The organism is Melioribacter sulfuriphilus, assembly GCF_051488685.1.
Lineage (GTDB): Bacteria > Bacteroidota > Ignavibacteria > Ignavibacteriales > Melioribacteraceae > Melioribacter.
In genome coordinates this window covers 739,330-763,547 of sequence record NZ_JBPSEH010000001.1, presented here as the reverse complement: position 1 = coordinate 763,547, position 24,218 = coordinate 739,330, and the positions used below count along the sequence as shown (strand labels likewise).

The following is a 24,218-nucleotide window of genomic DNA, read 5'->3' as shown; positions in this document are numbered from 1 at the left end:
TTTTCGTTTCATTCAAAACTACTCAGCATAAATGCTTCTCTCCGATTTTTTCGTTTCATTCAAAACTACTCAGCATAAATGCTTCTCTCCGATTTTTTCGTTTCATTCAAAACTACTCAGCATAGATGCTTCTCTCCAATTTATCCGCTTCGCTCAAAACTACTCAGCATAGATGCCTCTCTCCAATTTATCCGCTTCGCTCAAAACTACTCAGCATAGATGCCTCTCTCCAATTTATCCGCTTCACTCAAAACTACTCAGCATAGATGCCTCTCTCAAATTTATCAGCTTCACTCATAACTACTAAGCATAGATGCTTCTCTCCAATTTATCCGCTTCGCTCAAAACTACTCAGCATAGATGCCTCTCTCAAATTTATCAGCTTCACTCATAACTACTAAGCATAGATGCTTCTCTCCAATTTATCCGCTTCACTCAAAACTACTCAGCATAAATGCTTCTTTCCAATTTTTTCGCTACGCTCAAAACCATTCAGCATAAATGCTTTTCTCCGATTTTTTTAGTTCGCTCAAAACTACTCAGCATAAATGCTTCTTTCCAATTTTTTCGCTACGCTCAACACTACTCAGCATAAATGTAATTTAACTGAGCGCTGGGCAGTCCGCTCTATCAGAAGTATCGAAATGAGGTATCAGTTTTTGCTTTCGTCAAGCAAACTTTTAATTATTCTCATAAAAAATTAATTCAAAATAGTGTTTGATATTTACACATTGTAGATTTAGTTTTTTGCTGTAAAAAATGGAGTATGCGCCATGCAAAAAAAATTTTTATGTTTATTACTCTTACCAGTAATCTTATATTCTCAATCGGGCAAAGTATACGATAACCTCTCGATGAATTCAACAATATTAAAAGGGGAAAGAAAATATGCTATTTATTTACCCCCTGATTATGATCGATCAGAACGGAGTTACCCAGTACTTTATCTTCTCCATGGATATAGCGATGACCAGACGGGGTGGATTCAATTTGGGGAAGTATCTCATATTGCCGACAAAGCAATAAATGAAGGCAAAGCCACACCAATGATTATTGTTATGCCGAATGCTGATACTCCTTACCGCGGATATGTAAATCGACCCGAAACAGATTACCGCTACGAAGAGTTTTTTATTAACGAATTCATTCCTTACATAGAAAAAACTTACAGAATACGCTCGCAGAAGCGGTATCGTGCTATAGCAGGATTATCGATGGGCGGCGGAGGCACATTTTTTTATGCCCTGCATCATCCAGAACTCTTTTCATCTGCCTGTCCCTTGAGCGCTGCTACTGGTCCATCTCACCCAGATAGCCTTCAGAATTACTACATCCTAAAAGGGATTGAAAAACTATCCCCCGAAAAAGCACTTGAATTTTACAAAAAATACAACGTTATAAATCTTATAAAAACTCTACCCGCAGAACAATTAAAATCTGTGAGATGGTATATCGATTGCGGAGATGACGATTTTCTAACGATAATGAATTCTGAGGTTCATATCGAAATGACAAAGAAAGGAATACCTCATGAATTCAGAATGAGAGATGGAGCACATAACTGGACATACTGGCGGGAATCGCTTCCCGATGTACTTAAATTTATTTCGGATGCGTTTCATCAATATTAATCATGGATCGAGAAAAATTATTAAACAAAGTATTACACAGTAAAGATCAAATCTGGGATGTAATTATTATCGGCGGCGGTGCAACTGGATTGGGAGCCGCCGTCGATGCAGCATCGAGAGGATTTAAGACTCTTCTGATTGAACAATTCGATTTCTCGAAAGGAACTTCGAGTAGAAGTACGAAACTTATTCATGGTGGTGTTAGATACTTAGCACAGGGAGATATTTCGCTCGTTTTCGAAGCTCTGCACGAGCGAGGACTTTTAATGCAAAACGCTCCTCACCTTGTGAAAAACCAACAGTTTATTATTCCCGTTTATGAATGGTGGGAAGGTCCTTTTTATAATATCGGAATGAAAGTTTACGACCTTATGGCAGGTAAACTTGGTTTTGGACCAGCTAAAAAAATTTCGAAAGAGGAAACGCTGAGAGCAATTCCAAATCTCGATTCGGAAGGGTTGCTCGGCGGTGTAATTTATTACGATGGTCAATTTGACGACTCCCGTCTGGCAATTAATCTGGCACAGACAGCATACGATAACGGAGCAACTCTTTTAAACTATGTGAAAGCTGTCGGCTTTACTAAAGATAAAGACGGGATACTCGATGGCATAAAATTATTAGACCGGGAAACGGGACGTGTTTTTCACGTAAAAGGAAAAACTTTTATTAATGCGGCGGGTATATTCGTCGGTGAAATAAAAAATATGGACGAAGCAGAAAAATCGAACTCCGTTGTTCTGAGTCGTGGAGTTCATATTGTACTCGACAAATCGTTCCTTCAAGGTAATTCAGCAATTATGATACCGCATACATCCGACGGAAGAGTTTTGTTTGCCGTACCGTGGCACGACAAAGTTATACTAGGAACTACGGACACAGAAGTCGATAAACCTGAAATCGAGCCGCGTGCCTCTGAAGATGAGATCGATTTTTTGCTTTCGAATTCCGCCAGGTACTTATCGAAAGATCCGCAACGCTCAGACATACTTAGTGTGTTTGCTGGATTAAGACCCCTGGCAATTTCCGAAGGAAAAGCAATTCCTACAAAAGATATCTCAAGAAAACACCAGATTACGGTATCACCCTCCGGGTTGATTACCATTACAGGAGGTAAATGGACAATCTATAGAAAGATGGGCGAAGATTTAATCGACCAGGCAATACTCGTTGGCGGATTGGAAGAACGAGAATCAATTACTAAAAATCTTCCGATTCACGGTTATCTAAAAAACACTAATCATAACGAACCACTCTATTATTACGGCGCAGATAAATTTAATATCGAAGAAAAAATTATTTCACAAAATAAAAGTCTACTCGAGCCTATCCATCCCAAATTACCCTATATAAAGGCAGAAATTATCTGGGCAGTTAAATATGAAGCGGCAAGAACGGTCGAAGATTTTCTGGCAAGGAGAGTTCGAGCCTTACTGCTCGATGCAAAAGTTAGCATCGAAATGGCTCCTGTAGTAGCTGAAATGATGGCAAAGGAATTAAAGAAAGATAACAAATGGATATTAAACCAGATTAATGAATACACCAAATTAGCCAGAGGATATCTTCCTAATAATGACGAATAAAAAAGTTTATATTGTAGCTCATCGTGGAGCCTCAGATGAAGCTCCTGAAAATACAATTCCTTCATTTAAAAAAGCATTTTTGGAAGGAGCTGATTTTATCGAAGGAGATTTCTGGCTGACTAAAGATAATCATATTGTCTGCATTCACGATTCCAATACAAAAAGGACTTCAAAAGTCGGAACAAAATTATACATTACAAAAACAAAACTTTCTGAACTGAGAAGTGTTGACGTAGGCAACTGGAAAAATCCTCAGTTCGAAGGAACTTACATTCCAACTCTGGAAGAGATTATCGAAATAATCCCTGACGACCGCGGTATTTTTATCGAAATCAAAGACGACAGAAAAGAATTCCTTCTTAAGCTATCGGATGTACTAAGAAATAAAAAGTTATCGAACGACCAAATTAGAATTATAGCTTTCAATCCCAACACAATTATTGCATCTAAAAAATTATTTCCTGATATAAAAGTCTACTGGCTTTTCGAATGGTTTTCGTCTAAGAGAAAATGCCTAAACGGAATAGCGCACCAGCGATTGTTGTACACCTTGAAAAAGCTCAATTGTGACGGCGTCGATCTCAATAATGCTTCGTACATAAACGAAAAACTATCTGTTTATTTGAAAGATAACGGATATGAACTTTGCGTCTACGACGTTGAAAAGGGGGAAGACGCAGTTAGATTAACAAAACTTGGTGTCGACTATATTACAACAAATTCGCCGGCAAAAATTATCGATCAATTAAATAGATATATTGCTGATCAAAATGTATGAATGGTGTTTTTCGAAAAAGATTTTACGTTAAAAAATCTTTTTAGTTTTTTAGATTAATAAAGACAAACTCTTCCGAACTAATCTATTCAAAATATTTACCTATCAGAAACGTGACGATCTTAGTGACTACTCTTTCATACCAGCCAAGTTTTTCTTCAGCTGTTTCTTTAACAATTTTATTCCAGTGTTCCTGTAGAGTGCTCATCATTATTCATTGCTTCTAAAAAATTCATTAGTTAATAATATTAATTATTTGCTCTCGTGTTTCAATTTTCTAAGATTGGCTTCGATAAAATAATAATCGGCATATATTATTGGAACATCGACTTCGGAGTTTGCCGGCTTATTACCGGTTGAATGTTTCAAGATAAAACCAGCATTTGTATGTGGTAATGCCAAATATTCTGGTTGTGTTAGTGCATCCATAATACGGTCGGCGTAATTTTCATATTTATCGTTTTGTGTAAGTTCCGCTAATTCATATAGAGCTGAAGCCATAATGGCAGCGGCAGATGCGTCTTTGGGATAATTTGCGGCGTCGTAATCCCAGAACGGAATTAAATCTTCCGGTAGATGATCAAATATATATTCAGCAATTTTTTCAGCTTGTTTTAAATAGCGAACGTCGCCTGTTTCACGATAACACATTGTAAATCCATACAAGCCCCAAGATTGTCCTCGTGCCCAGCACGATTCGTCTGAAAATCCCTGATGTGTATTTCTCTTTTCAACTTTGCCTGTAGCTGTATCGTAGCTTAATACGTGCCATGTACTGTAGTCTTTTCTAAAATGATTTTTCATCGTTGTATTTGCATGACTTACGGCAATACGATAGAACGAAGAATCGCCAGTTTCTTTTGTAGCCCAGAAGAGTAATTCAAGGTTCATCATATTGTCAATAATTACGGGATACTGCCACTTTTCTTCCTGGCCGTCCCACGATTTTATACAGCCGACTTTAGAATTAAATCGAGAGGCGAGTGTTCGCGCAGCGTCAATCAATACCTGTTTGTAATGTTCACTGCCAGTAAGACGGTAACCATTTCCAAAACTACAGTAGATCATAAAACCGAGGTCGTGTGTTGTATTGTTAAATTGTTGCCCTTTGAGATTTTCAGTAAACTTTTCTGCAGCTTTTAGCCACCTATCGTCTTTAGTATATTCGTATAAATACCATAAACTTCCGGGGAAAAAACCGCTGGTCCAATCCTGTGCATCAACTAATATAACTTTTCCTGAATTGTCCATCGAACGAGGTAATTTATCTGTATCGCCCAAGAGTTCAAGCAGATATGAATATTGTTCTTCGGCTTTTAGTAAATTCTTCTTTACTGTTACTGTATCAAAAAAAATAAATCCTGTTACAAGAGATATCGTCGAAAAAACTATTATCAGAAACCTCTTTGAATAGTTGCTCATTTTAAGATACCTTTTTTAAAATAACTATGGACAAATATAATCACCTCATCTTTATTATCAGTTAATGAAAATTAAATTAAAGATAAGCCAATCTCTATTTATTTTTTTCTTTATTAAAGGTTTACAGGAATTCAATGGTGTGAGTTATATAATTTTTCTGTTGACCTTCTTTTTTAATAATTTTACATTTGTTAAGGGTTAACAGATAAACTAAAATGCCTGAATATTCAATCCTTGTAAACGGTAAGAAAGAGAGTGTTAGAGTTGAGGAAGGAACTCCACTTTTATGGGTTTTGCGCGACACTCTCAATCTCAAGGGCACAAAATTCAGTTGTGGAATTGGGATTTGTGGTGTCTGCACAGTATTAATTGATGGCAAAGCTGAAAAGTCGTGTTCAATAGCAATTGAAGATGCAGTAGGTAAATCAATAATAACCATAGAAGGATTAGCATCCGATAAGAATAATAAATTGATCAAAGCCTGGCTCGATGTCGAGGTTTCGCAATGCGGGTATTGTCAACCCGCACAAATTTTAACAGCCACCGCATTATTAAACGAAAATCCCAATCCTTCAGACAAAGAAATTGAAGAAGCCATGAGCGAGACCCTATGCAGATGCGGCACGTACAACCGAATTAAAAAGGCAATTAAAAAAGTGATTTCGGAAAAATGAGCAAGAAACAAACACGGCGTCAATTTATTAAAGTATTTAGCTTAAGTAGCTCAGCGCTCTGTCTCGCTTCTTTCGTACCAATGAAGGATTTATTTGCCTCCGGTGGAGAACCAAAAATTTTTTCTCCGAGTGTCTACCTTAAAATTGACTCCGATGGAATTGTAACCATTGTTGTCCATCGTTCAGAAATGGGGCAGGGAGTCAGAACCGCTCTACCAATGATAGTCGCAGAAGAATTGGAAGTCGACTGGCGTCAAATTAAAATTGAACAGGCTGAGGGGCATCCGAAATACGGAGATCAGGTAACGGGTGGGAGTACGAGTGTAAGAAAATCGTGGGATCCACTCAGAATTGCAGGTGCTACTGCACGAGAAATGCTGATAGCTGCAGCTGCGATTAGATGGAACGTTAAACCCTCTGACTGCAAAGCTGAGAACGGTTTTGTCATAAATAAATTAAATAATAAAAAAATCGGGTACGGGGATTTGGTGGAGGAGGCATCTAAACTCCCCGTACCCCAGAACGTAAAACTAAAAGACCCGAAAGATTACAAAATCATTGGCAAACGACTTCACCGTACTGACTCTCCCGATAAAATTTCAGGCAAAGCTATATTCGGTATCGATGTTGTACTGCCAGGACTTATATATGCCGCAGTAAAAAGGAGTCCAGTTCTAGGATCAAAGGTAAAAAGTTTTAATGCCGACAAAACAAAGTCCTTAAAAGGAATTATTGACGTTAAAGAGGTTACAAATGGTGTAGCAGTATTTGCTGAATCTACCTGGCAGGCCTTTAAAGGAGTAGAAAATCTTTCGGTAGAATGGTCCTCGTCGCCGTATGGTGATCTCGACTCGGAAAAAATTTCTCAAAAACTGAAAGAAAATCTTTTAACGGGTGGAACAACAGTCAAAGAAAATGGAAACCCAAAGCCGCCAGATCAAATAAATTATAAAATTGTCGAAGCAATTTATGAAGTTCCTTACCAGGCACACGCTCCAATGGAACCGATGAATTGTACAGCAAAATTTGAAAATAATCGCGTTGAAGTATGGGCACCAACACAAAATCCACAGGATGCACGACGCGCTGTTGCAAATGCTCTCGGACTAAAAGAAGAAGATGTAACCATTTATGTCACTTTTATGGGCGGTGGGTTTGGTAGACGTACTCATTCTGATTTTGCAGCTGAAGCTGCGGAACTATCAAAAGTTATAGGTAAACCGGTTAAAGTCACCTGGACGAGAGAAGACGATATCAAACACGATCGTTACAGACCAGTAAGTATGCATCACTTAAAAGGTGCAGTAGACAATAACAAAAAAATTTATTCTTTTTCTCATCATGTTATTGCTCCATCGATTGCACAACAAAATTGGGGAGCCAGGTTAAAGCCAGAACAATACGATATAATGACCGGTGCAATAGAAGCAGATTATAAAATTCCTAATTACAGGATTAGTGGATCTATTGTTGATATTCCAATTCCAATATGGTACTGGCGTTCAGTTTACCATTCGCAAAATCCGTTTGCAGCCGAGTGTTTTATCGATGAATTAGCACATGCAGCCGGGCGAGATCCTTATGAATTCAGAATGGAACTGCTCCCTGATGATTCGCGTCTGAAAGCCGTCCTAAAAACTGCTGCGGAAAAAGCAGAGTGGGGAAAAAAGCTACCCCCAAACAAAGGGATGGGAATCGCTTTATCGGCTGCTTACGATAGTTTTTGTGCTCAGGTTGCTGAAGTATCAATTAACAACAACAAAATTAAAGTCGAAAAAATTGTTTGTGCAGTCGATGTTGGCATAGTTATTAATCCCGATATTGTAGAACAGCAAGTCGATAGCGGCATAGCATTCGCATTGAATGCTGCTTTGAAAGGCGAAATAACAATAAGAAATGGTGAAGTAGTCGAAAGTAATTTCGACGATTACCCATTATTATCGTTTGCCGAGATGCCTATAGTTGAAACTTATATAATGCAAAATACCTATCGCGTGGGAGGAATGGGAGAAGTCCCCATCGCACCGTGTGCCCCCGCTGTTGGTAATGCTATTTTTGCTGCAACAGGAGTAAGGCTTCGTAAGTTGCCTTTCAGATTGTAAATTTTGTTAAACCTCTATAACACCGTTTTCCGAACCGTAGGGCGATTGAATAAACCGATCTGCAGCAGGATCATTTAACCATGTTTCACCATCGCATAAATATCGGAACTGGTATTCTTTGCCAGGTTCCAGTTCAATCGATGCAGTTAATTCTCCATCTTTACTTGTTGTAAAATGATTTGCCTTTGGGTCCCAATTATTAAAATCACCCATCAATGCAATTGTTTTAAACTGCTTACCGATTTCTTCTGGCAGTGTAAATGTAACGCGGCAAATAGTCTTGTCTTTCGAATATTCTTTTTTAATTGCCATTTTACACCTCCTCTATAATTGAAAAGGAGAGGGTGCATTATGTTAATTCGATTTCTATAGCTTCTCCTTTGAATTCTATTTTCTTATGAGAACCATCGCAAAAAGGTTTGTTAGAAGAAGCGCCGCATCGACACAGCGCAATTGTCTTTTGAGTAATCTTTTCTTCACTTCCTGCCTTTTTTAAATTTGCATCATTTACTTCGATCAAATATGGCCCGTTTTCCGTGGCTCTGATTTTCATTTTAACCCTCTTTTTTAATCTGCACCAATTATAATAAAAATTTCGAGTTATTTAAACATCCACACATTATTTTGTTCTTATTTCTTTTTATTCAAGTTAAAGAACAGGCAATCAAAATAAATGGCAGTATATTAAAAGATAAAAATCTTTTGTGAATCAGTTATCGCATCATAAAATATTGCATTTAGCTTAGCTTATTTTTTACTAATTTCCCGAATAAATTATATGGAGTTTATAATGAGCAAAAAACACCGATTAATTATAATTATTTTCTTTTTGATACAAAGTATCACTCTCAGAGCCGTTCCCGGCGAAGGGATGTATCCCTTAAGCGAACTAAAGAAACTAGATTTGAAAAAGCTCGGGTTCAACCTAAATCTCACTGACATTTATAATCCAGAGGGAATGAGCCTAATCAATGCTATTGTCAATATCGGTGGATGCACGGGTTCGTTCGTCTCGGAAAATGGATTGATATTAACAAACCACCATTGTGCATTTGGAGCAGTCAGCCGCGCAAGCACTCCCGAAAACAATTATCTGGAAAATGGATTCTATGCTGCCGAATTCAAAGACGAAATACCGGCCGCTGGCTATACCGTTCGAATTACTGAATCGTACAAAGACGTGAGCCAGGAAGTACTGACGGGATTGGAGAACGTCAGCGATTTTGCTGAAAGAAGTCGTATGATCGAAAAAAGAATGAATGAAATTGCTGCACGTGAAAAAGACGAATCGAAGGCGATCGACGCCGAGGTATCTGAAATGTTCCCTGGCAAGACTTATATTCTCTTCAAATACAAAATTATCAAGGACGTACGTCTGGTTTATGTACCTCCACGCTCAATAGGAGAATTCGGAGGTGAAACAGACAACTGGATGTGGCCTCGTCACACGGGGGATTTTTCTTTCTTACGAGCTTATGTTGCTCCCGACGGTTCTTCCGCTGAGTATTCTGAAAATAACGTGCCTTTCCATCCTCAGAAATTTCTGAAAATTAATCCAAACGGGGTTAAAGAAAACGACTTTGTTTTTATTCTCGGGTATCCCGGCAGTACTTATAGAAATTATCCCGCCTGGTTTCTCGATTACCAACAAAACTATTTCCTGCCGTATAACGAACAGCTCTATTCATACTTAATCGATGCTCTCGAGAAGCTGAGCAAGGACAATAAATCTATCGAATTAAAATATGCTCCTTTTATAAAAGGATTTTCAAATGCTATGAAAAATTACCGGGGAAAGATGCTTGGCATTCGCAAACTCGAGCTTCTGAAAAAAGAATACGAGCTGGATCGAAAATTGAAAGAATTCATCGACAAAAATCCTGACCTCGCTAAAAACTACAACAACCTTTTCAATGAACTTGAAAGCACTTACAACAAAATGTTCGATAATATTTATCCATCGATGTGGTTGAATCGACTCTATCGTTTTTCTAATGTGATCAATTACGCCGACGCTATTTTGAATCAAATCGAAGGGAAGCCTACGAACGAGATCGATAAAATTTATCAGCGGATCGATCTACAGTTCGAAAGAGTGTTTCTAAAAAAAATGCTTGAGGATGCACTCAACATTTCTGAGCTCACTTCTATCGAAGCCGTTACGAATTTTGTAAAAGATACTGATGCAGAAACTTTCTTAAACAAATTACTCAGCTCTGATCTACTTAACGAAGAAAAAGTAGCAAAATATCTTAAAGGAGAATTAGACTGCTCAAATGTTAAACCGGAGGAAGATTTGCTTCTAACTTTTACGGCTTTGATTAAAAGACAAAAAGACGAACTGAAAGAAATTTCTGATTACGTCGACGGAAAGCTTAATTTGTTGCTACCTCAGTACATAGAAATCAAAAAACTTTATGAAGACAAATCATTTATTCCCGATGCAAATGGAACTTTGAGAATGACATACGGCAACATTAAAGGATACGAACCACGGGATGCAGTTTATTACAAACCTATTTCTACATTAGATGGAGTAATTGAAAAAAGTTATCTCGGCAAAGAATACGCTGTACCCGATAATCTTAGAATTGCATACGACAAAAAAAATTTCGGCGAATTTTTTGACGCTTCAGTCGGAGGAGTTCCGGTGGCAATTTTATACAATACTGACACTACCGGTGGAAATTCCGGAAGTCCAGTAATGAACGCAAATGGTGAATTAATTGGTTTGAACTTCGATCGTTGTTTCGAAGCTACGATCAATGATTACGCATGGGATGATTCGTACAGTCGATCTATTGGAGTTGATATTCGTTACATTCTCTGGATTTCAAAATACGTTAACAATGCAGAACGCATAGTTAAAGAATTAGTCGGGATGTAATAAAAATTTTTAGGGCGGGCTTATTTGCCCGCTTTTCTTTTACTTTGCAAAAATCATTTTCCTAACAAAGATATGATCTGCTGCATTTAATGTGTAAAAGTAAATTCCGCTTGCAAGTCCGTATTTATCCGCAGAAAATTCAAGTCTGTAACTTCCCGCTTCTTTCAGTTCGTTTACCAGCGTGGCTACTTCTCTGCCCAGTATGTCATAAACTTTGATTGTAACAAAGTTTCGTTCTGGCACCTCATAATTAATAACAGTACTGGGATTAAACGGATTGGGATAGTTTTGTGAGAGATTGTAGTTATATTTAACCAGAGGTTCTCTTATCTCTGTAATTAATTGGTTATATTTATCTCGTGCCCTGTGAATAGTTGAACGAAGCTCTTCGAGACTTTCGCCTGCAGCGATTACAAATGGAATTACTATATCGCTTCCGGCATTCAAAGTATGAGGACCAGAAGAAATAACCATTGAAACATCAGCAGGTCCAATCTGCTTATTTATTAAGCCACTTGTTAAACTGGTCCATTTCTCCTTCTTTGTAAATCCATTTTCGTCGAACAGCATTACAGCTCCAGTATCGGCTGAATTTTCGATCGGATAAAAGCCAAGTTTACTATCGTTGTCCAGCAGTGCAATTCCTACATATGTATTTAGTATCGAATCATTCTTACAAAAGACGTAGCCAAAACGATCTTCCTCATCAAAATCTACAATGTCAATATCGGGTATTTCCGCCGGCATATCCCAATCGAAAAAGTAACCGGCATAAAGCCCGTTTATGTCAATACCACTTTGATTAATCAACCTGTTGACGAGAATAATGTAACTATCGTCGAGTGGATTTGAAAAACCATATGATGTAAGTTCAGTTTTAATACCGAGCGCTCCTTCTCCAAATCCAGAATCATCAAACAGAGTTCTTCCTATTTGATTATTATTTTGATCGCTTGTAATTCTAACTTTTTCGATTATGTTAAAATCTTCACTCTGAAAATAATCGCTACGAGCTGCGTCCATAACTTTATCGAATGATGTGCCATACATAAAAGCCCCTTCAAAAATAAGATTGTCGCCGTTTTTGTAGACAAATCCTCTTCCTTCTTGGTTATCGGGATAGTCGTTAAAGCCGAGAGTTCCTTTGCTTGTTATAGTAAGTACGATTTTGTTGGCATCGTGTGTAGCATAAGTGGGATTAATTCTAATTGAAAACCATTGATAGTCGTCGTATGAATTGCCTTCGTATTTAATCATAACATCAACTGTGTGGTTGTATGGACAATCTTCGGAAATCACAAAACGAAAAAGAGATGATGAATTATCCGCAGTATCGAGTGTATTCATAGGGGGTAGATTAAATTCATTGTTATCAATAGTAACTGATACGTCGTTGGTTAACAGATATACCTTGGTTTGGGGAGAAGGGTCGAGATAATTTGTAAATCTAATTCTAACATTCACCGCTTCGCCTGATTCAAAAAGTCCATTGCCGTTGCCGTCTTCAATAAAATCTATTTTTGTCGCTCTTATCGAATAAAGATTTGTATCCTTAACGGCGTTATATGCATCTATTCTACCTTTACCGAGCAAATATTGATATTGTATATTTTCCAGCGTTATGCCAGATGCTCTAATTCTTTCTGCAATTTGAAGTGGAAGGTAATTCGAAAATCTGGCAGCCACCAGTCCAGCAACACCGGCAGCGTGTGGAGTAGCCATTGAAGAACCGCTTATTGAACGATAAACCGAATCAGGACCGGCATACGTAGGCCACGTAGAATAAATGTATGAACCGGGTGCCATTATATCTACCTGAGTTCCATAGTTGGAGCCGGAGTTCTGGTTATAATTAGCCTTCTCACCTTTTTCGTTGAGCCATCCAACAGACAACACGCCTTCATAACTGGCGGGATAAAAAAGGTTGTTACTATTTTCATTTCCTGCAGCCGCAACAATCACAGCCCCGTTTTCAATGGCATAGTCGATGACCTCCTTTTCATATCTGGAATAACCATAACCGCCCCAGCTACAATTGATTATTTTTGCTCCATGATCCACTGCCCACTTAATTCCTTCAAATCCATAATAAACATAAGGATATCCATTTGCATCGCGCATATCGCCACGCGAAACTTTTACAGGCATTATCGTACAATTGAATCCCACTCCTGCAACTCCAATTGAATTGTTCGTTACTGCCGATGCAATTCCAGCCACATGTGTCCCGTGATACGAATTTTTGCCGTCAGGTGGAACATCTTCGCGCGGGTCGTTGTCTTCACTACCATTCAGTCCCCCGAAATCAATTCCAACCAGATTACCGTTTGAGTCGAATAAAATGTTTGCTTTCAAATCGGGGTGATTCCAGTCAACTCCTGTATCGATAATGGCTATTATAATCGAAGTATCACCTTTAGAAATATCCCATGCTTTTTCTGCGGAAATCATTCCGATATTGTACTGTCTTCCTGAGTTTAAAATTGGATCATTCGGAGTAACGGTAACTCTTCTGATAAATTTTGGTTCTGCCCATTCAATCTCTTTCAGTTTATTCAACTTTGCTGAAATTTCGAACGGATCTTCGTTGTTATCTATTTTCAATAAATAAATCGACTCAAAACGATCGATGCCTTTTTTCAACACATTTTTGTTTTCCGAAAATGCTTTTACAATCCCGCTTATTTTAATTGCTCTCCTTTCTATCTCTTTTTTTAAATTAATTACATCAGTGTCAGCCTCTTTCAATTTAACAACTATTGTATTACTCAAATAATAAATATTGTCGCGTACTTTTATTTCGTCTTGAGGTAAAACCGTCACAGTAATAAAAAGGAAAATGATTATTCCCAGCGCTGATTTCATATTACACCTTAGATTACTCGAGATTATAGTAAAAAGTAACTACCACAATAATAACAATTTATTCAGATTTCTGTTCGAGGAATGGAGACAAATTTGCCCACAGAAGTGTGGGCAAATTATTTATTAATGGTGTGTGGTTTACTTATACGCGGTTACTGTAATGCTCAGTAGTCCGACTGAGCTTTTTTTGAAATTGACAATTTCTTCTTCGCTCAGATGTTGTTGCAAAAGTTCGTCGGGCAAGTCGGTTTTTTTTGATGACTTGATTTCAACATTTTTAAATCCGGTTTCTTCAATAATTTTAAGATATTCTTCTTGTGGTATGGCGCCCGAGATACAACCGGCATAAAGTTCTGCCGATTTTTTTAATTCCATGGCCATTTCGCCCGTCGATACGATATCTGATATGCAGAAATGAGCTCCTGGTTTAAGAATTCTGTAGATTTCAGTAAAGGCTTTTCTTTTGTCGGGCACTAAATTTAAGACGCAGTTGCTTATGACTACATCTGCCGTATTTTCTTCAAGCGGGATATTTTCGATATCGCCAAGTTTAAAGATTACATTATCATAACCGAGTTTAGAATTGTTAGATTCGGCTTTCCGAATCATTTCTTCGGTCATGTCGATACCAATAACTTTCCCTTTCTTGCCAACAATTGCGCGGGCGACGAACACGTCGTTCCCCGCACCGCTACCGAGGTCAACGACCACATCCCCCTCTTTAATACCGGCGTGTTTTGTAGGAATTCCGCACCCCAGTCCGAGGTCGGCGTCTGCCAGATAACCGGCTTCTTCTGTATAGTCGTCCTGAATAATAGAATAATCGACTTTGTCGCCACAGCATGAATTCTTGTCGCAGCAGGATTCTGCAAAGGCGCTGGTTGCTATCTTTGCGTATTTTTCCTTAACGACTTTTTTTATTTCATTTTGATTTTCCATATAGATACTCCTTTCTCAGCAACATCCAGTTGCAGAAAATAATTTATCCAGTTGTTTTTTGACGCGTTGTAACGTCTTTTTATTTACACAATAGCAGACCTTTGGACCATCGATTTCTCCCTCGATAAGGTCTACACGTTTTAGTTCTTTCAAATGTTGCGATACAGTCGATTGTGCAAGCGGAAGGTGCTCTACGATACAACCCACCATGCACGAATTCATTTTGTTGAGAAACTTAAGAATTTGCAAGCGAGCTGGATGTGACAGCGCTTTTGCCACTTCCGCCAGCCAGACGTCTTCTTTGTCGAATTCTTCCTTTTTTGAATATGCCATAATTACCCCAATCGTTAATCGTAAATATACGATAAATATTTTACAAACCAAATTTCTATAAACATTTTTTTAAAAGATACTAACTAAGGGATAGATTAAGAATATCGCACGAAATTGACTGCTTTGCGAACTTCGTTAAAATCTCATTATAATATTAAAATTATTCCAGGTGCTCAAAATGGACGCTTCTCTATCTACAAAACTGGCAAGGATATTAATTTGACCGTCATAGAAAAATGCCATAATCAATTTATTGTAAATTTATTGTCCGCAGCGTTAACGTCAGGAATTTGATGCGTTCCTAAAAATAATTCCATCGGTTTATCAATTTTAATTTCGAGCTTTAATATGCTTGTTTTGCCTTTCCAGATATTTGCCTGCGCATCGAATATTTTCTTTTTTTCGACCTCGCCGTATTTTGCATACAGGGCTATAGGAAGCGGCAGACCACCTTTGTTTTCAATTTCCACAATAAGATACTCGTCCCGATAGACAACGTTTTTAATTGCCATATCGGGGTACTTAAATTCGAAGAACCACGGTTTAACAAACCAATCGAGATCTTCTCCGCTTACTTCCTCGAATGTATTAAAGAAGTCATATGGAGTGGGATGTTTGCCATTCCATCGTTCAATATACTCTTGCAGACAAGCCTTGAAATTTTCTTTACCCATAAACTTCATCATAAAATCGTAAGCGGCTCCAGGACGGTTGTAAGAGGCCATTCTATAAGAATTTCCTCTCAATTGAGACGAAGGAATGATCGGTGGTAAATCGAGATCAGTACCGCCATACCGTGAATAACTTTCTGCATTTCTTTGTCTCGGATCGTATCCCTCTGCATTCAATTCCTGAAAGTCGAAAGGCAACATTGTGGCCCAACCTTCGTCCATCCAGGCATATTTCCTTTCATTAATTCCCATAAAAAAAGGAAAGTAGGTATGTGCAATTTCATGCGAAGTCAAATGAACAGTGCCACTCAAATTATCAACGGATGAATTATTACACATCATTGGAAATTCCATACCGCCTCTACCGTTAAAAACTGTCATAACAGGATAGGGATACATAACTCCTGGCAGTTCCTCTGAAAAATAAATTATCGATTTACGAGCCACATCGGCAACATTATAAAATCCTTTTGACTCGGGGTTATATGCCGCAGAAATTAAAACGCCCCGCCATGAAGAGGCATCCCACAAGTAATGATCGCTCGTGGCAAATGCAAAATCGGGGATTGCTTTTGAACTGAATTTGTATGTTAACTTCTCTCGTTTTTGTGTTACATTACCTAAATCTTCTTCGGTAATTATATGTATTATTTCTTCTGAGGAATTTGCTATATTGTATTTATCAAGAACTTTCTTTTCGAATACTTCTTCCGGATTTGATAATTTACCGGAAGCCCAAACCACAAAATTTTGAGGAACGGTGATCTCAACTGAATAATTGCAGAAATCGTTGTAAGTTTCTGTTTGTCCCGAATAATCATTCATATCCCAGCCGTCGATATCGTCATAAACAGCAATTTGCGGGAACCAGTAGGCAACAAAAAATGAAGTAGAATCGTACGCACCCATACGTATTTGTGACTCGTTCGGAATATCGACTTCCCATTTGAAATAAAGCTCGGCACTTGCTCCTGGCAATAATTTTTCCTTTAAAGGTATTATTAATTTTGTCCCTGCAATATGTGGTTTCTCTCTTTCACCTGTTATTTCGAAATCGGAACCATTCAATTTTGATTCAAAAATTTTCATTCCTTCATTTACTGCACCTGGCGATATTTCAAAATCCCTTGAGTTTCCTTTTCGATATATATCGGCCAACAGCTTGACCACTATGATATCGAGTGTATCGGGACTATTGTTAAAATAAATTATTGTTTCTTCGGCTTTAACTTTTCTTTCTGATGGGATTACCTCAGCATCGATTTGATAATCACTTTTATTTTGCCAGTAATTCTGTCCAGGTTTCCCACTGAAAGTTCTGGTTTGTTTTTCGAATGCTTGTTTGAAATTAGAAGGCAGTGGTTGTGATAGCAAAATTACAGGTATAAAAAGAAAGAAGATTATCTTTTTCATGTTAAGTGCCCTAAGTTCTTTTAATTAAATACAATTTAGGAGAGATATTCGAAATAAACAATTGAGCGGAGGAATTTTCCTCCGCTCCTTTGTAATTATACTTCGTTTTCTTCAGGAACCACTCTGGCAATATCAGCAATTTCATCGCCTTCATTTAATTTAATCAATCGAACTCCTTGAGTGTTTCTTCCCATTACTCTAATATCTTTTACTGCCTGTCGGATCACCATTCCTTTAGTAGTAATAATAACTAATTCATCCGTGTCATTTACTTCTTTCATGGCAATCATTCTGCCGTTCTTTTCAGAAGTTTTAATTGTAATAATGCCTTTGCCACCTCTGTGAGTTAAACGATAATCGTCAAGTTCTGAGCGTTTTCCATAGCCTTTATTTGTAACTACAAGGAGTGTCGATGCATTTCTAACGACGATCATACCGATAACTTTGTCGTCCTTAGCAAGGTTAATACCTCTTACTCCAGTTGCAGTTCTACCCATATCACGCACGTCTTTTTCGTTGAATCGAATTGCCATCCCGTTCTGTGTACCGATAATAATATCGTTGTTACCGTCGCTCAGTTTTGCTTCGACGAGATTATCGCCTTCAACGAGATTGATTGCATAAATACCACCGCGTCGAATATTGGAGTATGCCGAGAGAACAGTCTTTTTTATTGTTCCTTTTTCGGTAACCATTACAACGTATTTATCGTCGCTGAACTCTTTAACGGTGACAAAAGCGGCAATTTTTTCATCCTTCGATTTTTCGATAAGATTGAGTATCGATCTACCTTTCGCTGTTCGTCCGCCTTCAGGAATTTCATGCACTTTGAGCCAGTAGCACTTACCATTGTCGGTAAAGAACATAATGTAGTGGTGTGTAGAGGCAACAAACATATGTTCAATGAAATCTTCATCGTTGGTGCCAGCTCCGGTAACTCCTTTACCGCCTCTGGACTGACGTCTGTAACCACTAACGGGGAATCTTTTAATGAATCCTTTATGCGAAATAGTAACAACAACGTCTTCTTCGGCAATTATATCTTCGAGTGAAAAGTCCTTATAGTCATAGATAATTTCGGTTCTTCTTTCGTCTCCATATTTTTCTTTTAGCGCAAGCAACTCTTCTTTGATGATTTGTTTTCTCTTCTTTTCGCTGTCAAGAATACCTTTAAGTTTTTCGATTAATTTAATAGTTTCTTTGTATTCGTCTTCAATTTTCTTTCTTTCCAGACCGGTAAGGCGTTGCAATCTCATATCGAGAATTGCCTTTGCCTGGATTTCAGAAAGTTTGAATTTGCGCATCAAGTTGTGTTTGGCAGTTTCAACGTCGCGAGATCTTTTTATTGTTTCAATAACTTCGTCGATATTGTCGAGAGCTATAATATATCCTTCAAGAATATGGGCTCTCCTTTCGGCTGCGTCTAATTCAAATTTTGTTCTTCTTATAAGAACATCCATACGATGGTCGAGGAAGTGTTCCATCATTTGTTTAAGTGTAAGAACTTTCGGAACACCATTTACAAGAGCAAGCATTATTACGCCGAAAGTGACCTGCATCTGAGTATGTTTAAAAAGCTGGTTCAATGTAACTGCAGGCTGGCCATCTCTTTTCATTTCGATGACGATTCTCATACCATCGCGGTCGGATTCGTCACGAATGTTGGAAATTCCTTCAATCTTCTGATTCCTTACGAGCTCTGCTATTTTTTCGATTAATGCGGCTTTGTTTACCTGATAAGGAAGCTCGGTAATAACGATGTTTTCTCTCTCGTTTTTCAGAGTTTCGATATTAGCTTTTGCACGAATAACAATTCTTCCGCGGCCTGTTAAATAAGCTTCCCGAACGCCTTCATAACCGTAGATAATTCCGCCCGTTGGAAAGTCGGGCGCTTTAATGTACTTCATAATATCTTCAGGTGTAATTTTCGGATTATCAATCAAAGCTACCAATCCATCAATTACTTCCGTAAGATTATGTGGTGGAATGTTTGTAGCCATTCCAACGGCAATTCCACTTGAACCGTTTACAAGTAAGTTCGGCAGATAAGAAGGTAATACAGAAGGTTCTTGCAATGTATCGTCGAAATTGGGGATAAAGTCGACCGTGTTTTTGTCGAGGTCACGCAACATTTCTTCCGAAATACGAGCCAGTCGTGCTTCTGTATAACGCATTGCTGCGGGACTATCACCATCGATCGAACCAAAGTTACCCTGACCATCTACTAATGGATATCGCAGCGAAAAATCCTGAACCATTCTAACCATCGTATCGTAAACGGCACTATCACCGTGAGGATGATATTTACCAAGTACTTCACCGACAATACGAGCTGATTTTTTATATGGCTTATTATAAGTTAATCCAAGTTCGTGCATACCGAACAATACTCTACGATGCACAGGCTTTAAACCGTCTCTGACATCTGGTAATGCGCGAGCCACTATAACACTCATCGCATAATCGATGTAAGACGACTTCATTTCTTCTTCTAAAGAGACAGGTACTATTTTTTCGAATATTGTACTCATATTTCCAGTCTGTATTAATTAATAATTTCTAATTTATTTCAGTATCAAACTTGCAGACCCGAGATAAAATAAAATTGTTCCAATATCGGTAAGAGCAAGCGTTACAGGTCCAGAAGAAATTTTTGGGTCTAAATTTGTTCTGTGTAAAATTGCCGGTACACTAATTCCCCAGAAAGCAGCCAGCAATTCCACTATAATAATACTCAGTCCAACTACAAATGCAGCATTAAGATCTTTCTTCCAGATAACAATTACGGCAAAAACAACCAGCGCACAACTTAATCCCAACAAGGCTGAGGTTTTTAATTCTTTGACAATCGATTTCAGATACCATTCCTTCGTAGGGCGATTTGTATGAAGGGCTTGAATTGATACCGTCATTGATTGTATACTTATGCTTTCACCGAGTCCAAGTACAAGCGTAATAAAAAAAGCGATTACAATACTTTCGGCTAAAGTAGCTTCAAAGAAGCCGGCAAGCAGGGCACAAATAGTGCCACTGATAATTGTTGTAATGAGCCAGGGAAAGCGATATCTCCACGCTTTTAGCGGTGTGGCATTTTTTATTTCTTCGATTGTAAAACCGATGATTTCGAATATATCACTCTTTTTTTGGCGTGCTTCGATATCCGGATCCAGTTCAAGTAATTCCTCAGTAAATAATGTCACATCCACAATACCGATTATTTTGTGATCTTTATCGACTACAGGAAGCGCCAGAAATTTATATGTAACGAAAAACTCACATGCATCATAAACTGTAGCGTTATCGGGCAGAGCTGCCACACGTGTAATCATAATATCTTTAATATGTGTATTTTTTGAAGCAGTTAACAATCTTCTTGTAGGTAACACTCCTACCAGTTTTTCCTCGTTGTCGACCACATAAAAATATACAATCCTTTCTCCAATGCCTTCCATGCGGATTTTTTCTAAGGCCTCTTCGATTGTTAACTCCTGATTCAAAGCGGTATAGTCGCTCCTTATATATTCCTTAACCGGATGATTATATTTATGATGTTTATGCATTAAACGTCCAGATTTGCGTATTTAGCATGTTTTTCGATAAACTCTCTTCTCGGTTCAACCGCATCCCCCATAAGAGTTTCAAAGATTTTATCGGCCGCTGCAGCACTCTCAAGATTGACCTGAAGTATTGTTCTTGTTTCGGGATTCATTGTTGTCTGCCACAATTGTTCAGGATTCATTTCTCCAAGTCCTTTATATCTCGATACAACAATTCCTTTCATTTGTTTTTGAGTTCCTTCTTCTCCTTCCTCAACTTCATAAACCTCGTCTTCATCTTTTCCTTTAGAGTCACTCTTCAAACGTTTCAAAATTGAGTCGCGCTCCTCGTCATCGTAAGCATAATATTCTTCTTTACCTTTTTTTATTTTATAAAGAGGCGGCTGTGCAATATAAATTTTCCCCTGATTGATTAAGTCTTTCATATAACGATAGAAGAACGTCAGTAGAAGTGTTCTGATGTGGCTTCCGTCTACGTCGGCATCCGTCATTAAAATAATTTTACCATATCTCGACTTAGAAGCATCGAATTCATCGCCGATACCGGCACCAATAGCAGATATTATTGCCTGTATTTCTTGATTTTCGAGTATCTTGTTAATATTTGCTTTTTCGACGTTGATAATTTTTCCTTTAATTGGAAGGATTGCCTGGAATCTTCTATCGCGTCCTTGTTTGGCCGATCCACCTGCCGAGTCGCCTTCAACAATATAAATCTCGCAGTGCTCAGGGTCGTTGATAGAACAGTCAGCCAATTTGCCTGGAAGATTTAATGTATCGAGAGCATTTTTTCTTCTAATTAATTCTCGAGCTTTTCTTGCGGCTTCTCTTGCTTCGGCAGCTTTGACACTTTTTTCTATAATCTTTCTTGCTACAGAGGGATTTTCTTCGAGATATTCTGAAAGTTTTTCTCCAACAATCGACTCAACTATCGACTTAACCTCGCTGTTTCCGAGTTTGGTTTTTGTTTGCCCTTCAAATTGAGGCTCCATAACTTTTACTGAAATGACTGCCGTTAGTCCTTCTTTAAAATCATCTCCAGTCAGAGTGATTTTACTGTTTTCTTTAATAAGCCCATTCTTGTAAGCGTAATTATTAAAAGTTCTTGTGAGAGCGCTTCGGAATCCAACTAAATGAGTTCCGCCTTCAATTGTATTTATGTTATTGACATAAGTGTGAACGTTTTCACTGTAGGAGTCGCTGTACTCAAATGCTATCTCAACCGGAGTTCCTTCTTTTTCCCCTTCGATGTAGATCGGTTTATGGAGAGGATTGCGTTGTTCGTCGAGATACTTAACAAAGTCAATCAGTCCGCCTTTAAAATGATATTTTTCTTCAATGCCTTCATTCTCGTCTTTTAAAATCATGGTAACATTTTTATTCAGGTAGGCCAGCTCTCTAAGTCTTTCAGCTACTATTTCGTATTTGAATTTTACTGTTTTGAAAATTTCTTTGTCTGGTTTGAACGTTATTTTTGTGCCAGAAGTACCTTTTTTATAAGTTCCAATTTCTTTAACCGGGCCCTGAGGTACTCCTCTTTTGTATTCCTGCATATAAATTTTACCATCTCTTCTTACTTCAGCTCTCAGCCATTCTGAAAGAGCGTTAACAACAGAAACGCCTACACCATGTAAACCACCAGAAACTTTGTACGAGCTTTTATCGAACTTACCGCCGGCATGTAAGACAGTCATTACTACTTCGAGTGCAGATTTTTTTTCGACTGGATGAATATCTACAGGAATTCCCCTTCCAAAATCTTCTACTGTTATACTCTGATCCTTATGTATTGTGACAATAACTGTATCGTTAAAACCTGCTAAAGCTTCGTCTATACTGTTGTCTACCACTTCGTTAATAAGATGATGTAAACCACGAGAACCAATGTCCCCAATATACATTGCAGGACGTTTTCGTACTGCTTCAAGTCCTTTTAATATGTTAATATTTTTGGCTGTGTATTCACCATTTTGAACTGTGTTGTTTTTCATGTTTATATCAGTTTTATTGTTTTTAAAATCTGTTTATTAAAAAAGTTATTGATCTTTTCTGTTATCTGTTTTCTGTATAAAAAGAGCTCGCTTTTCCAAACAGAATTTTCGACCTTTATAAAAAGCACCTTGTCTTCCACTTTTTTCGGTACTGCGATTTCTTTCAATTCTGGAAAAATCGTGTAAAATTCTTCTACAACTTCGTACGATTCCGCAATTTCTCTCAGATTCTTAAATTCTTCCTGCTCAATAATCTGACTTATACTCTTAATGTCAGTTGACAACTTTTGCTTTGCCATTTTCTACTTTTATCATTCTATTGTCGTTATTGAGTTCTTCAAAATATGTCAGGTCGGTCATAGTAATAAAAGCCTGTCCTATTTCAGAAAGATAGCCGCTAATTTTTTCAGCGCGTTTTTTATCGAGCTCACCGAAGACATCGTCCATCAAAAAAATGGGTATTCTATTCAGTCTTTCCTTGATATAAAAAAACTGCGCGAACTTCAACGCTATCTGAAAAGTTTTATGCTGACCTTGCGAACCATATTTTTTTAATTCTTTGTAGTTAATTAAAAAAATCAAATCGTCACGGTGTGGACCAATTAAATTTACTCCCCTCCTTATTTCCTCGTCCCTTGCAAGATCAATTTGTTTTCTAAATTCCTCATTTATCTTTTCTTCTGGGTTGCAGAGCGTAGTATAATTTATGTAAGGAATCTCGATTTCCCCCATTATGTGCTGATATGCTTGCCTTAGGTATTCATTAAATTCCGATACAAATTTAATTCTATGTTCAATAATCTGAGTACCTTTGAGAATCAGCGATTCCGTCCAGGCTTCCAGCTGGTCGTAAAGATTTGTGTTTCTGTTTTCTCTAATTTGAGACAATAGGTTTGAACGTTGTCTCAGAATTTTATTGTAATCGATATAGATGTTCAAATATGAATGACTTAGCTGTGAAAGTGTTGAATCGACGAATTTCCTTCTATCGGAAGGAGACCCTTGAGTAAGCAGGTGGTCTGACTGAATAAGTGTTACAATGGGAAATTTGCCGATTATTTCGGCTGAATTAGGAATAATTTTATCGTCGAGATAATAGTACTTTCTCCTGGAATCGAAGTTCAAACGAACCGAATGGACTGCCAAATCTTCAATAACTCCTCTAATTTCCATAAATTGCCTGCCAAAAGTTACAGTATCGGAATCTGAAAAAGATAAAAGATTCTTTGTGGTACAAAGGTAGTAGATAGCTTCTAAAATGGATGTCTTTCCCTGTCCGTTTCCTCCTACCAGGAAATTTAATTTATTGGAAAATTCTACCGATGTGTCTTCATGCAGTCTGAAATTGCGCAAGTTTATATTTCTTAGGATCATC

At 37.9% G+C, this 24,218-nt stretch carries 19 protein-coding genes; 6 read left to right on the top strand and 13 right to left on the bottom strand.

Annotated features, from left to right (window positions below; all coding sequences use genetic code 11):
• The first annotated feature begins 773 nt into the window (after positions 1-773).
• The 3 genes from ACSSV9_RS03235 to ACSSV9_RS03225 are packed head-to-tail and all read left to right on the top strand — an operon-like array spanning position 774 to position 3,992.
• Complete coding sequence (locus tag ACSSV9_RS03235; RefSeq protein WP_437345781.1) at positions 774-1,631, top strand: alpha/beta hydrolase; 858 nt, start codon at positions 774-776, stop codon at positions 1,629-1,631.
• Between the two features lie 2 nt (positions 1,632-1,633).
• On the top strand, positions 1,634-3,214 hold the full coding sequence (locus ACSSV9_RS03230) for a glycerol-3-phosphate dehydrogenase/oxidase (protein ID WP_437345780.1): 1,581 nt from the start codon (positions 1,634-1,636) through the stop codon (positions 3,212-3,214).
• Entirely contained in the window at positions 3,204-3,992 is a 789-nt protein-coding gene (locus ACSSV9_RS03225; RefSeq protein WP_437345779.1) for a glycerophosphodiester phosphodiesterase family protein, read from the top strand. The genes ACSSV9_RS03230 and ACSSV9_RS03225 overlap by 11 nt, the downstream gene beginning before the upstream one ends.
• An 82-nt stretch (positions 3,993-4,074) precedes the next feature.
• Here ACSSV9_RS03225 and ACSSV9_RS03220 read toward each other — a convergent pair whose 3' ends face one another.
• A complete protein-coding gene (locus ACSSV9_RS03220; protein WP_437345778.1) occupies positions 4,075-4,200 on the bottom strand; it encodes a hypothetical protein in 126 nt (41 codons plus the stop codon).
• Between the two features lie 41 nt (positions 4,201-4,241).
• Positions 4,242-5,411 (bottom strand): glycoside hydrolase family 88 protein, encoded by a 1,170-nt coding sequence (locus tag ACSSV9_RS03215; protein ID WP_437345777.1) that lies wholly within the window; start codon positions 5,409-5,411, stop codon positions 4,242-4,244.
• Between the two features lie 215 nt (positions 5,412-5,626).
• Here ACSSV9_RS03215 and ACSSV9_RS03210 point away from each other — a divergent pair, with 215 nt between their 5' ends.
• The gene (locus ACSSV9_RS03210; RefSeq protein ID WP_437345776.1) at positions 5,627-6,085 is read left to right on the top strand and encodes a (2Fe-2S)-binding protein; all 459 of its coding nucleotides are present in this window, start codon (positions 5,627-5,629) and stop codon (positions 6,083-6,085) included.
• On the top strand, positions 6,082-8,187 hold the full coding sequence (locus tag ACSSV9_RS03205; protein ID WP_437345775.1) for a xanthine dehydrogenase family protein molybdopterin-binding subunit: 2,106 nt from the start codon (positions 6,082-6,084) through the stop codon (positions 8,185-8,187). Before ACSSV9_RS03210 ends, ACSSV9_RS03205 begins: the two co-directional genes overlap by 4 nt.
• 6 nt (positions 8,188-8,193) lie before the next feature.
• Here the strand turns inward: ACSSV9_RS03205 and ACSSV9_RS03200 are convergent, their stop codons facing one another.
• Together ACSSV9_RS03200 and ACSSV9_RS03195 are read right to left on the bottom strand one after the other, a co-directional pair.
• A complete protein-coding gene (locus ACSSV9_RS03200) occupies positions 8,194-8,499 on the bottom strand; it encodes an isoamylase early set domain-containing protein (RefSeq protein ID WP_437345774.1) in 306 nt (101 codons plus the stop codon).
• A gap of 37 nt (positions 8,500-8,536) precedes the next feature.
• Positions 8,537-8,740 carry a CDGSH iron-sulfur domain-containing protein gene (locus ACSSV9_RS03195; RefSeq protein WP_437345773.1) on the bottom strand — a complete coding sequence of 68 codons (204 nt, stop codon included), beginning with the start codon at positions 8,738-8,740 and terminating at the stop codon, positions 8,537-8,539.
• 237 nt (positions 8,741-8,977) lie between these two features.
• Here ACSSV9_RS03195 and ACSSV9_RS03190 point away from each other — a divergent pair, with 237 nt between their 5' ends.
• Positions 8,978-11,074 carry a S46 family peptidase gene (locus ACSSV9_RS03190; RefSeq protein WP_437345772.1) on the top strand — a complete coding sequence of 699 codons (2,097 nt, stop codon included), beginning with the start codon at positions 8,978-8,980 and terminating at the stop codon, positions 11,072-11,074.
• 39 nt (positions 11,075-11,113) lie between these two features.
• Here the strand turns inward: ACSSV9_RS03190 and ACSSV9_RS03185 are convergent, their stop codons facing one another.
• The 9 genes from ACSSV9_RS03185 to recF all read right to left on the bottom strand — a co-directional run bounded on the left by ACSSV9_RS03185 (position 11,114) and on the right by recF (position 24,217).
• Complete coding sequence (locus tag ACSSV9_RS03185) at positions 11,114-13,939, bottom strand: S8 family serine peptidase (protein ID WP_437345771.1); 2,826 nt, start codon at positions 13,937-13,939, stop codon at positions 11,114-11,116.
• Between the two features lie 138 nt (positions 13,940-14,077).
• Complete coding sequence (gene arsM, locus ACSSV9_RS03180) at positions 14,078-14,878, bottom strand: arsenite methyltransferase (RefSeq protein WP_437345770.1); 801 nt, start codon at positions 14,876-14,878, stop codon at positions 14,078-14,080.
• A 15-nt stretch (positions 14,879-14,893) separates the two neighbouring features.
• The gene (locus ACSSV9_RS03175) at positions 14,894-15,211 is read right to left on the bottom strand and encodes an ArsR/SmtB family transcription factor (RefSeq protein WP_437345769.1); all 318 of its coding nucleotides are present in this window, start codon (positions 15,209-15,211) and stop codon (positions 14,894-14,896) included.
• A 245-nt stretch (positions 15,212-15,456) separates the two neighbouring features.
• Complete coding sequence (locus ACSSV9_RS03170; protein ID WP_437345768.1) at positions 15,457-17,295, bottom strand: M1 family metallopeptidase; 1,839 nt, start codon at positions 17,293-17,295, stop codon at positions 15,457-15,459.
• 95 nt (positions 17,296-17,390) lie between these two features.
• Positions 17,391-19,826 carry a DNA gyrase subunit A gene (gene gyrA / locus ACSSV9_RS03165; protein WP_437345767.1) on the bottom strand — a complete coding sequence of 812 codons (2,436 nt, stop codon included), beginning with the start codon at positions 19,824-19,826 and terminating at the stop codon, positions 17,391-17,393.
• 33 nt (positions 19,827-19,859) lie between these two features.
• Positions 19,860-20,855, bottom strand: a complete 996-nt coding sequence (locus tag ACSSV9_RS03160) for a magnesium transporter (RefSeq protein WP_437345766.1) — start codon at positions 20,853-20,855, stop codon at positions 19,860-19,862.
• A complete protein-coding gene (gene gyrB / locus ACSSV9_RS03155; RefSeq protein WP_437345765.1) occupies positions 20,855-22,843 on the bottom strand; it encodes a DNA topoisomerase (ATP-hydrolyzing) subunit B in 1,989 nt (662 codons plus the stop codon). The genes ACSSV9_RS03160 and gyrB overlap by 1 nt, the downstream gene beginning before the upstream one ends.
• A 2-nt stretch (positions 22,844-22,845) precedes the next feature.
• Positions 22,846-23,142 carry a DciA family protein gene (locus tag ACSSV9_RS03150; protein ID WP_437345764.1) on the bottom strand — a complete coding sequence of 99 codons (297 nt, stop codon included), beginning with the start codon at positions 23,140-23,142 and terminating at the stop codon, positions 22,846-22,848.
• Complete coding sequence (recF, locus tag ACSSV9_RS03145) at positions 23,117-24,217, bottom strand: DNA replication/repair protein RecF (RefSeq protein ID WP_437345763.1); 1,101 nt, start codon at positions 24,215-24,217, stop codon at positions 23,117-23,119. Before recF ends, ACSSV9_RS03150 begins: the two co-directional genes overlap by 26 nt.
• Between the last annotated feature and the right edge of the window lies 1 nt (position 24,218).

What these genes read in the sequence shown, in the direction of transcription:
- ACSSV9_RS03235 (WP_437345781.1), top strand. Translation starts at nt 774, where the DNA reads ATGCAAAAAAAATTTTTATGTTTATTACTCTTACCAGTAATCTTATAT.
- ACSSV9_RS03230 (WP_437345780.1), top strand. Translation starts at nt 1,634, where the DNA reads ATGGATCGAGAAAAATTATTAAACAAAGTATTACACAGTAAAGATCAA.
- ACSSV9_RS03225 (WP_437345779.1), top strand. Translation starts at nt 3,204, where the DNA reads ATGACGAATAAAAAAGTTTATATTGTAGCTCATCGTGGAGCCTCAGAT.
- ACSSV9_RS03220 (WP_437345778.1), bottom strand. Translation starts at nt 4,200, where the DNA reads ATGATGAGCACTCTACAGGAACACTGGAATAAAATTGTTAAAGAAACA.
- ACSSV9_RS03215 (WP_437345777.1), bottom strand. Translation starts at nt 5,411, where the DNA reads ATGAGCAACTATTCAAAGAGGTTTCTGATAATAGTTTTTTCGACGATA.
- ACSSV9_RS03210 (WP_437345776.1), top strand. Translation starts at nt 5,627, where the DNA reads ATGCCTGAATATTCAATCCTTGTAAACGGTAAGAAAGAGAGTGTTAGA.
- ACSSV9_RS03205 (WP_437345775.1), top strand. Translation starts at nt 6,082, where the DNA reads ATGAGCAAGAAACAAACACGGCGTCAATTTATTAAAGTATTTAGCTTA.
- ACSSV9_RS03200 (WP_437345774.1), bottom strand. Translation starts at nt 8,499, where the DNA reads ATGGCAATTAAAAAAGAATATTCGAAAGACAAGACTATTTGCCGCGTT.
- ACSSV9_RS03195 (WP_437345773.1), bottom strand. Translation starts at nt 8,740, where the DNA reads ATGAAAATCAGAGCCACGGAAAACGGGCCATATTTGATCGAAGTAAAT.
- ACSSV9_RS03190 (WP_437345772.1), top strand. Translation starts at nt 8,978, where the DNA reads ATGAGCAAAAAACACCGATTAATTATAATTATTTTCTTTTTGATACAA.
- ACSSV9_RS03185 (WP_437345771.1), bottom strand. Translation starts at nt 13,939, where the DNA reads ATGAAATCAGCGCTGGGAATAATCATTTTCCTTTTTATTACTGTGACG.
- arsM (WP_437345770.1), bottom strand. Translation starts at nt 14,878, where the DNA reads ATGGAAAATCAAAATGAAATAAAAAAAGTCGTTAAGGAAAAATACGCA.
- ACSSV9_RS03175 (WP_437345769.1), bottom strand. Translation starts at nt 15,211, where the DNA reads ATGGCATATTCAAAAAAGGAAGAATTCGACAAAGAAGACGTCTGGCTG.
- ACSSV9_RS03170 (WP_437345768.1), bottom strand. Translation starts at nt 17,295, where the DNA reads ATGAAAAAGATAATCTTCTTTCTTTTTATACCTGTAATTTTGCTATCA.
- gyrA (WP_437345767.1), bottom strand. Translation starts at nt 19,826, where the DNA reads ATGAGTACAATATTCGAAAAAATAGTACCTGTCTCTTTAGAAGAAGAA.
- ACSSV9_RS03160 (WP_437345766.1), bottom strand. Translation starts at nt 20,855, where the DNA reads ATGCATAAACATCATAAATATAATCATCCGGTTAAGGAATATATAAGG.
- gyrB (WP_437345765.1), bottom strand. Translation starts at nt 22,843, where the DNA reads ATGAAAAACAACACAGTTCAAAATGGTGAATACACAGCCAAAAATATT.
- ACSSV9_RS03150 (WP_437345764.1), bottom strand. Translation starts at nt 23,142, where the DNA reads ATGGCAAAGCAAAAGTTGTCAACTGACATTAAGAGTATAAGTCAGATT.
- recF (WP_437345763.1), bottom strand. Translation starts at nt 24,217, where the DNA reads ATGATCCTAAGAAATATAAACTTGCGCAATTTCAGACTGCATGAAGAC.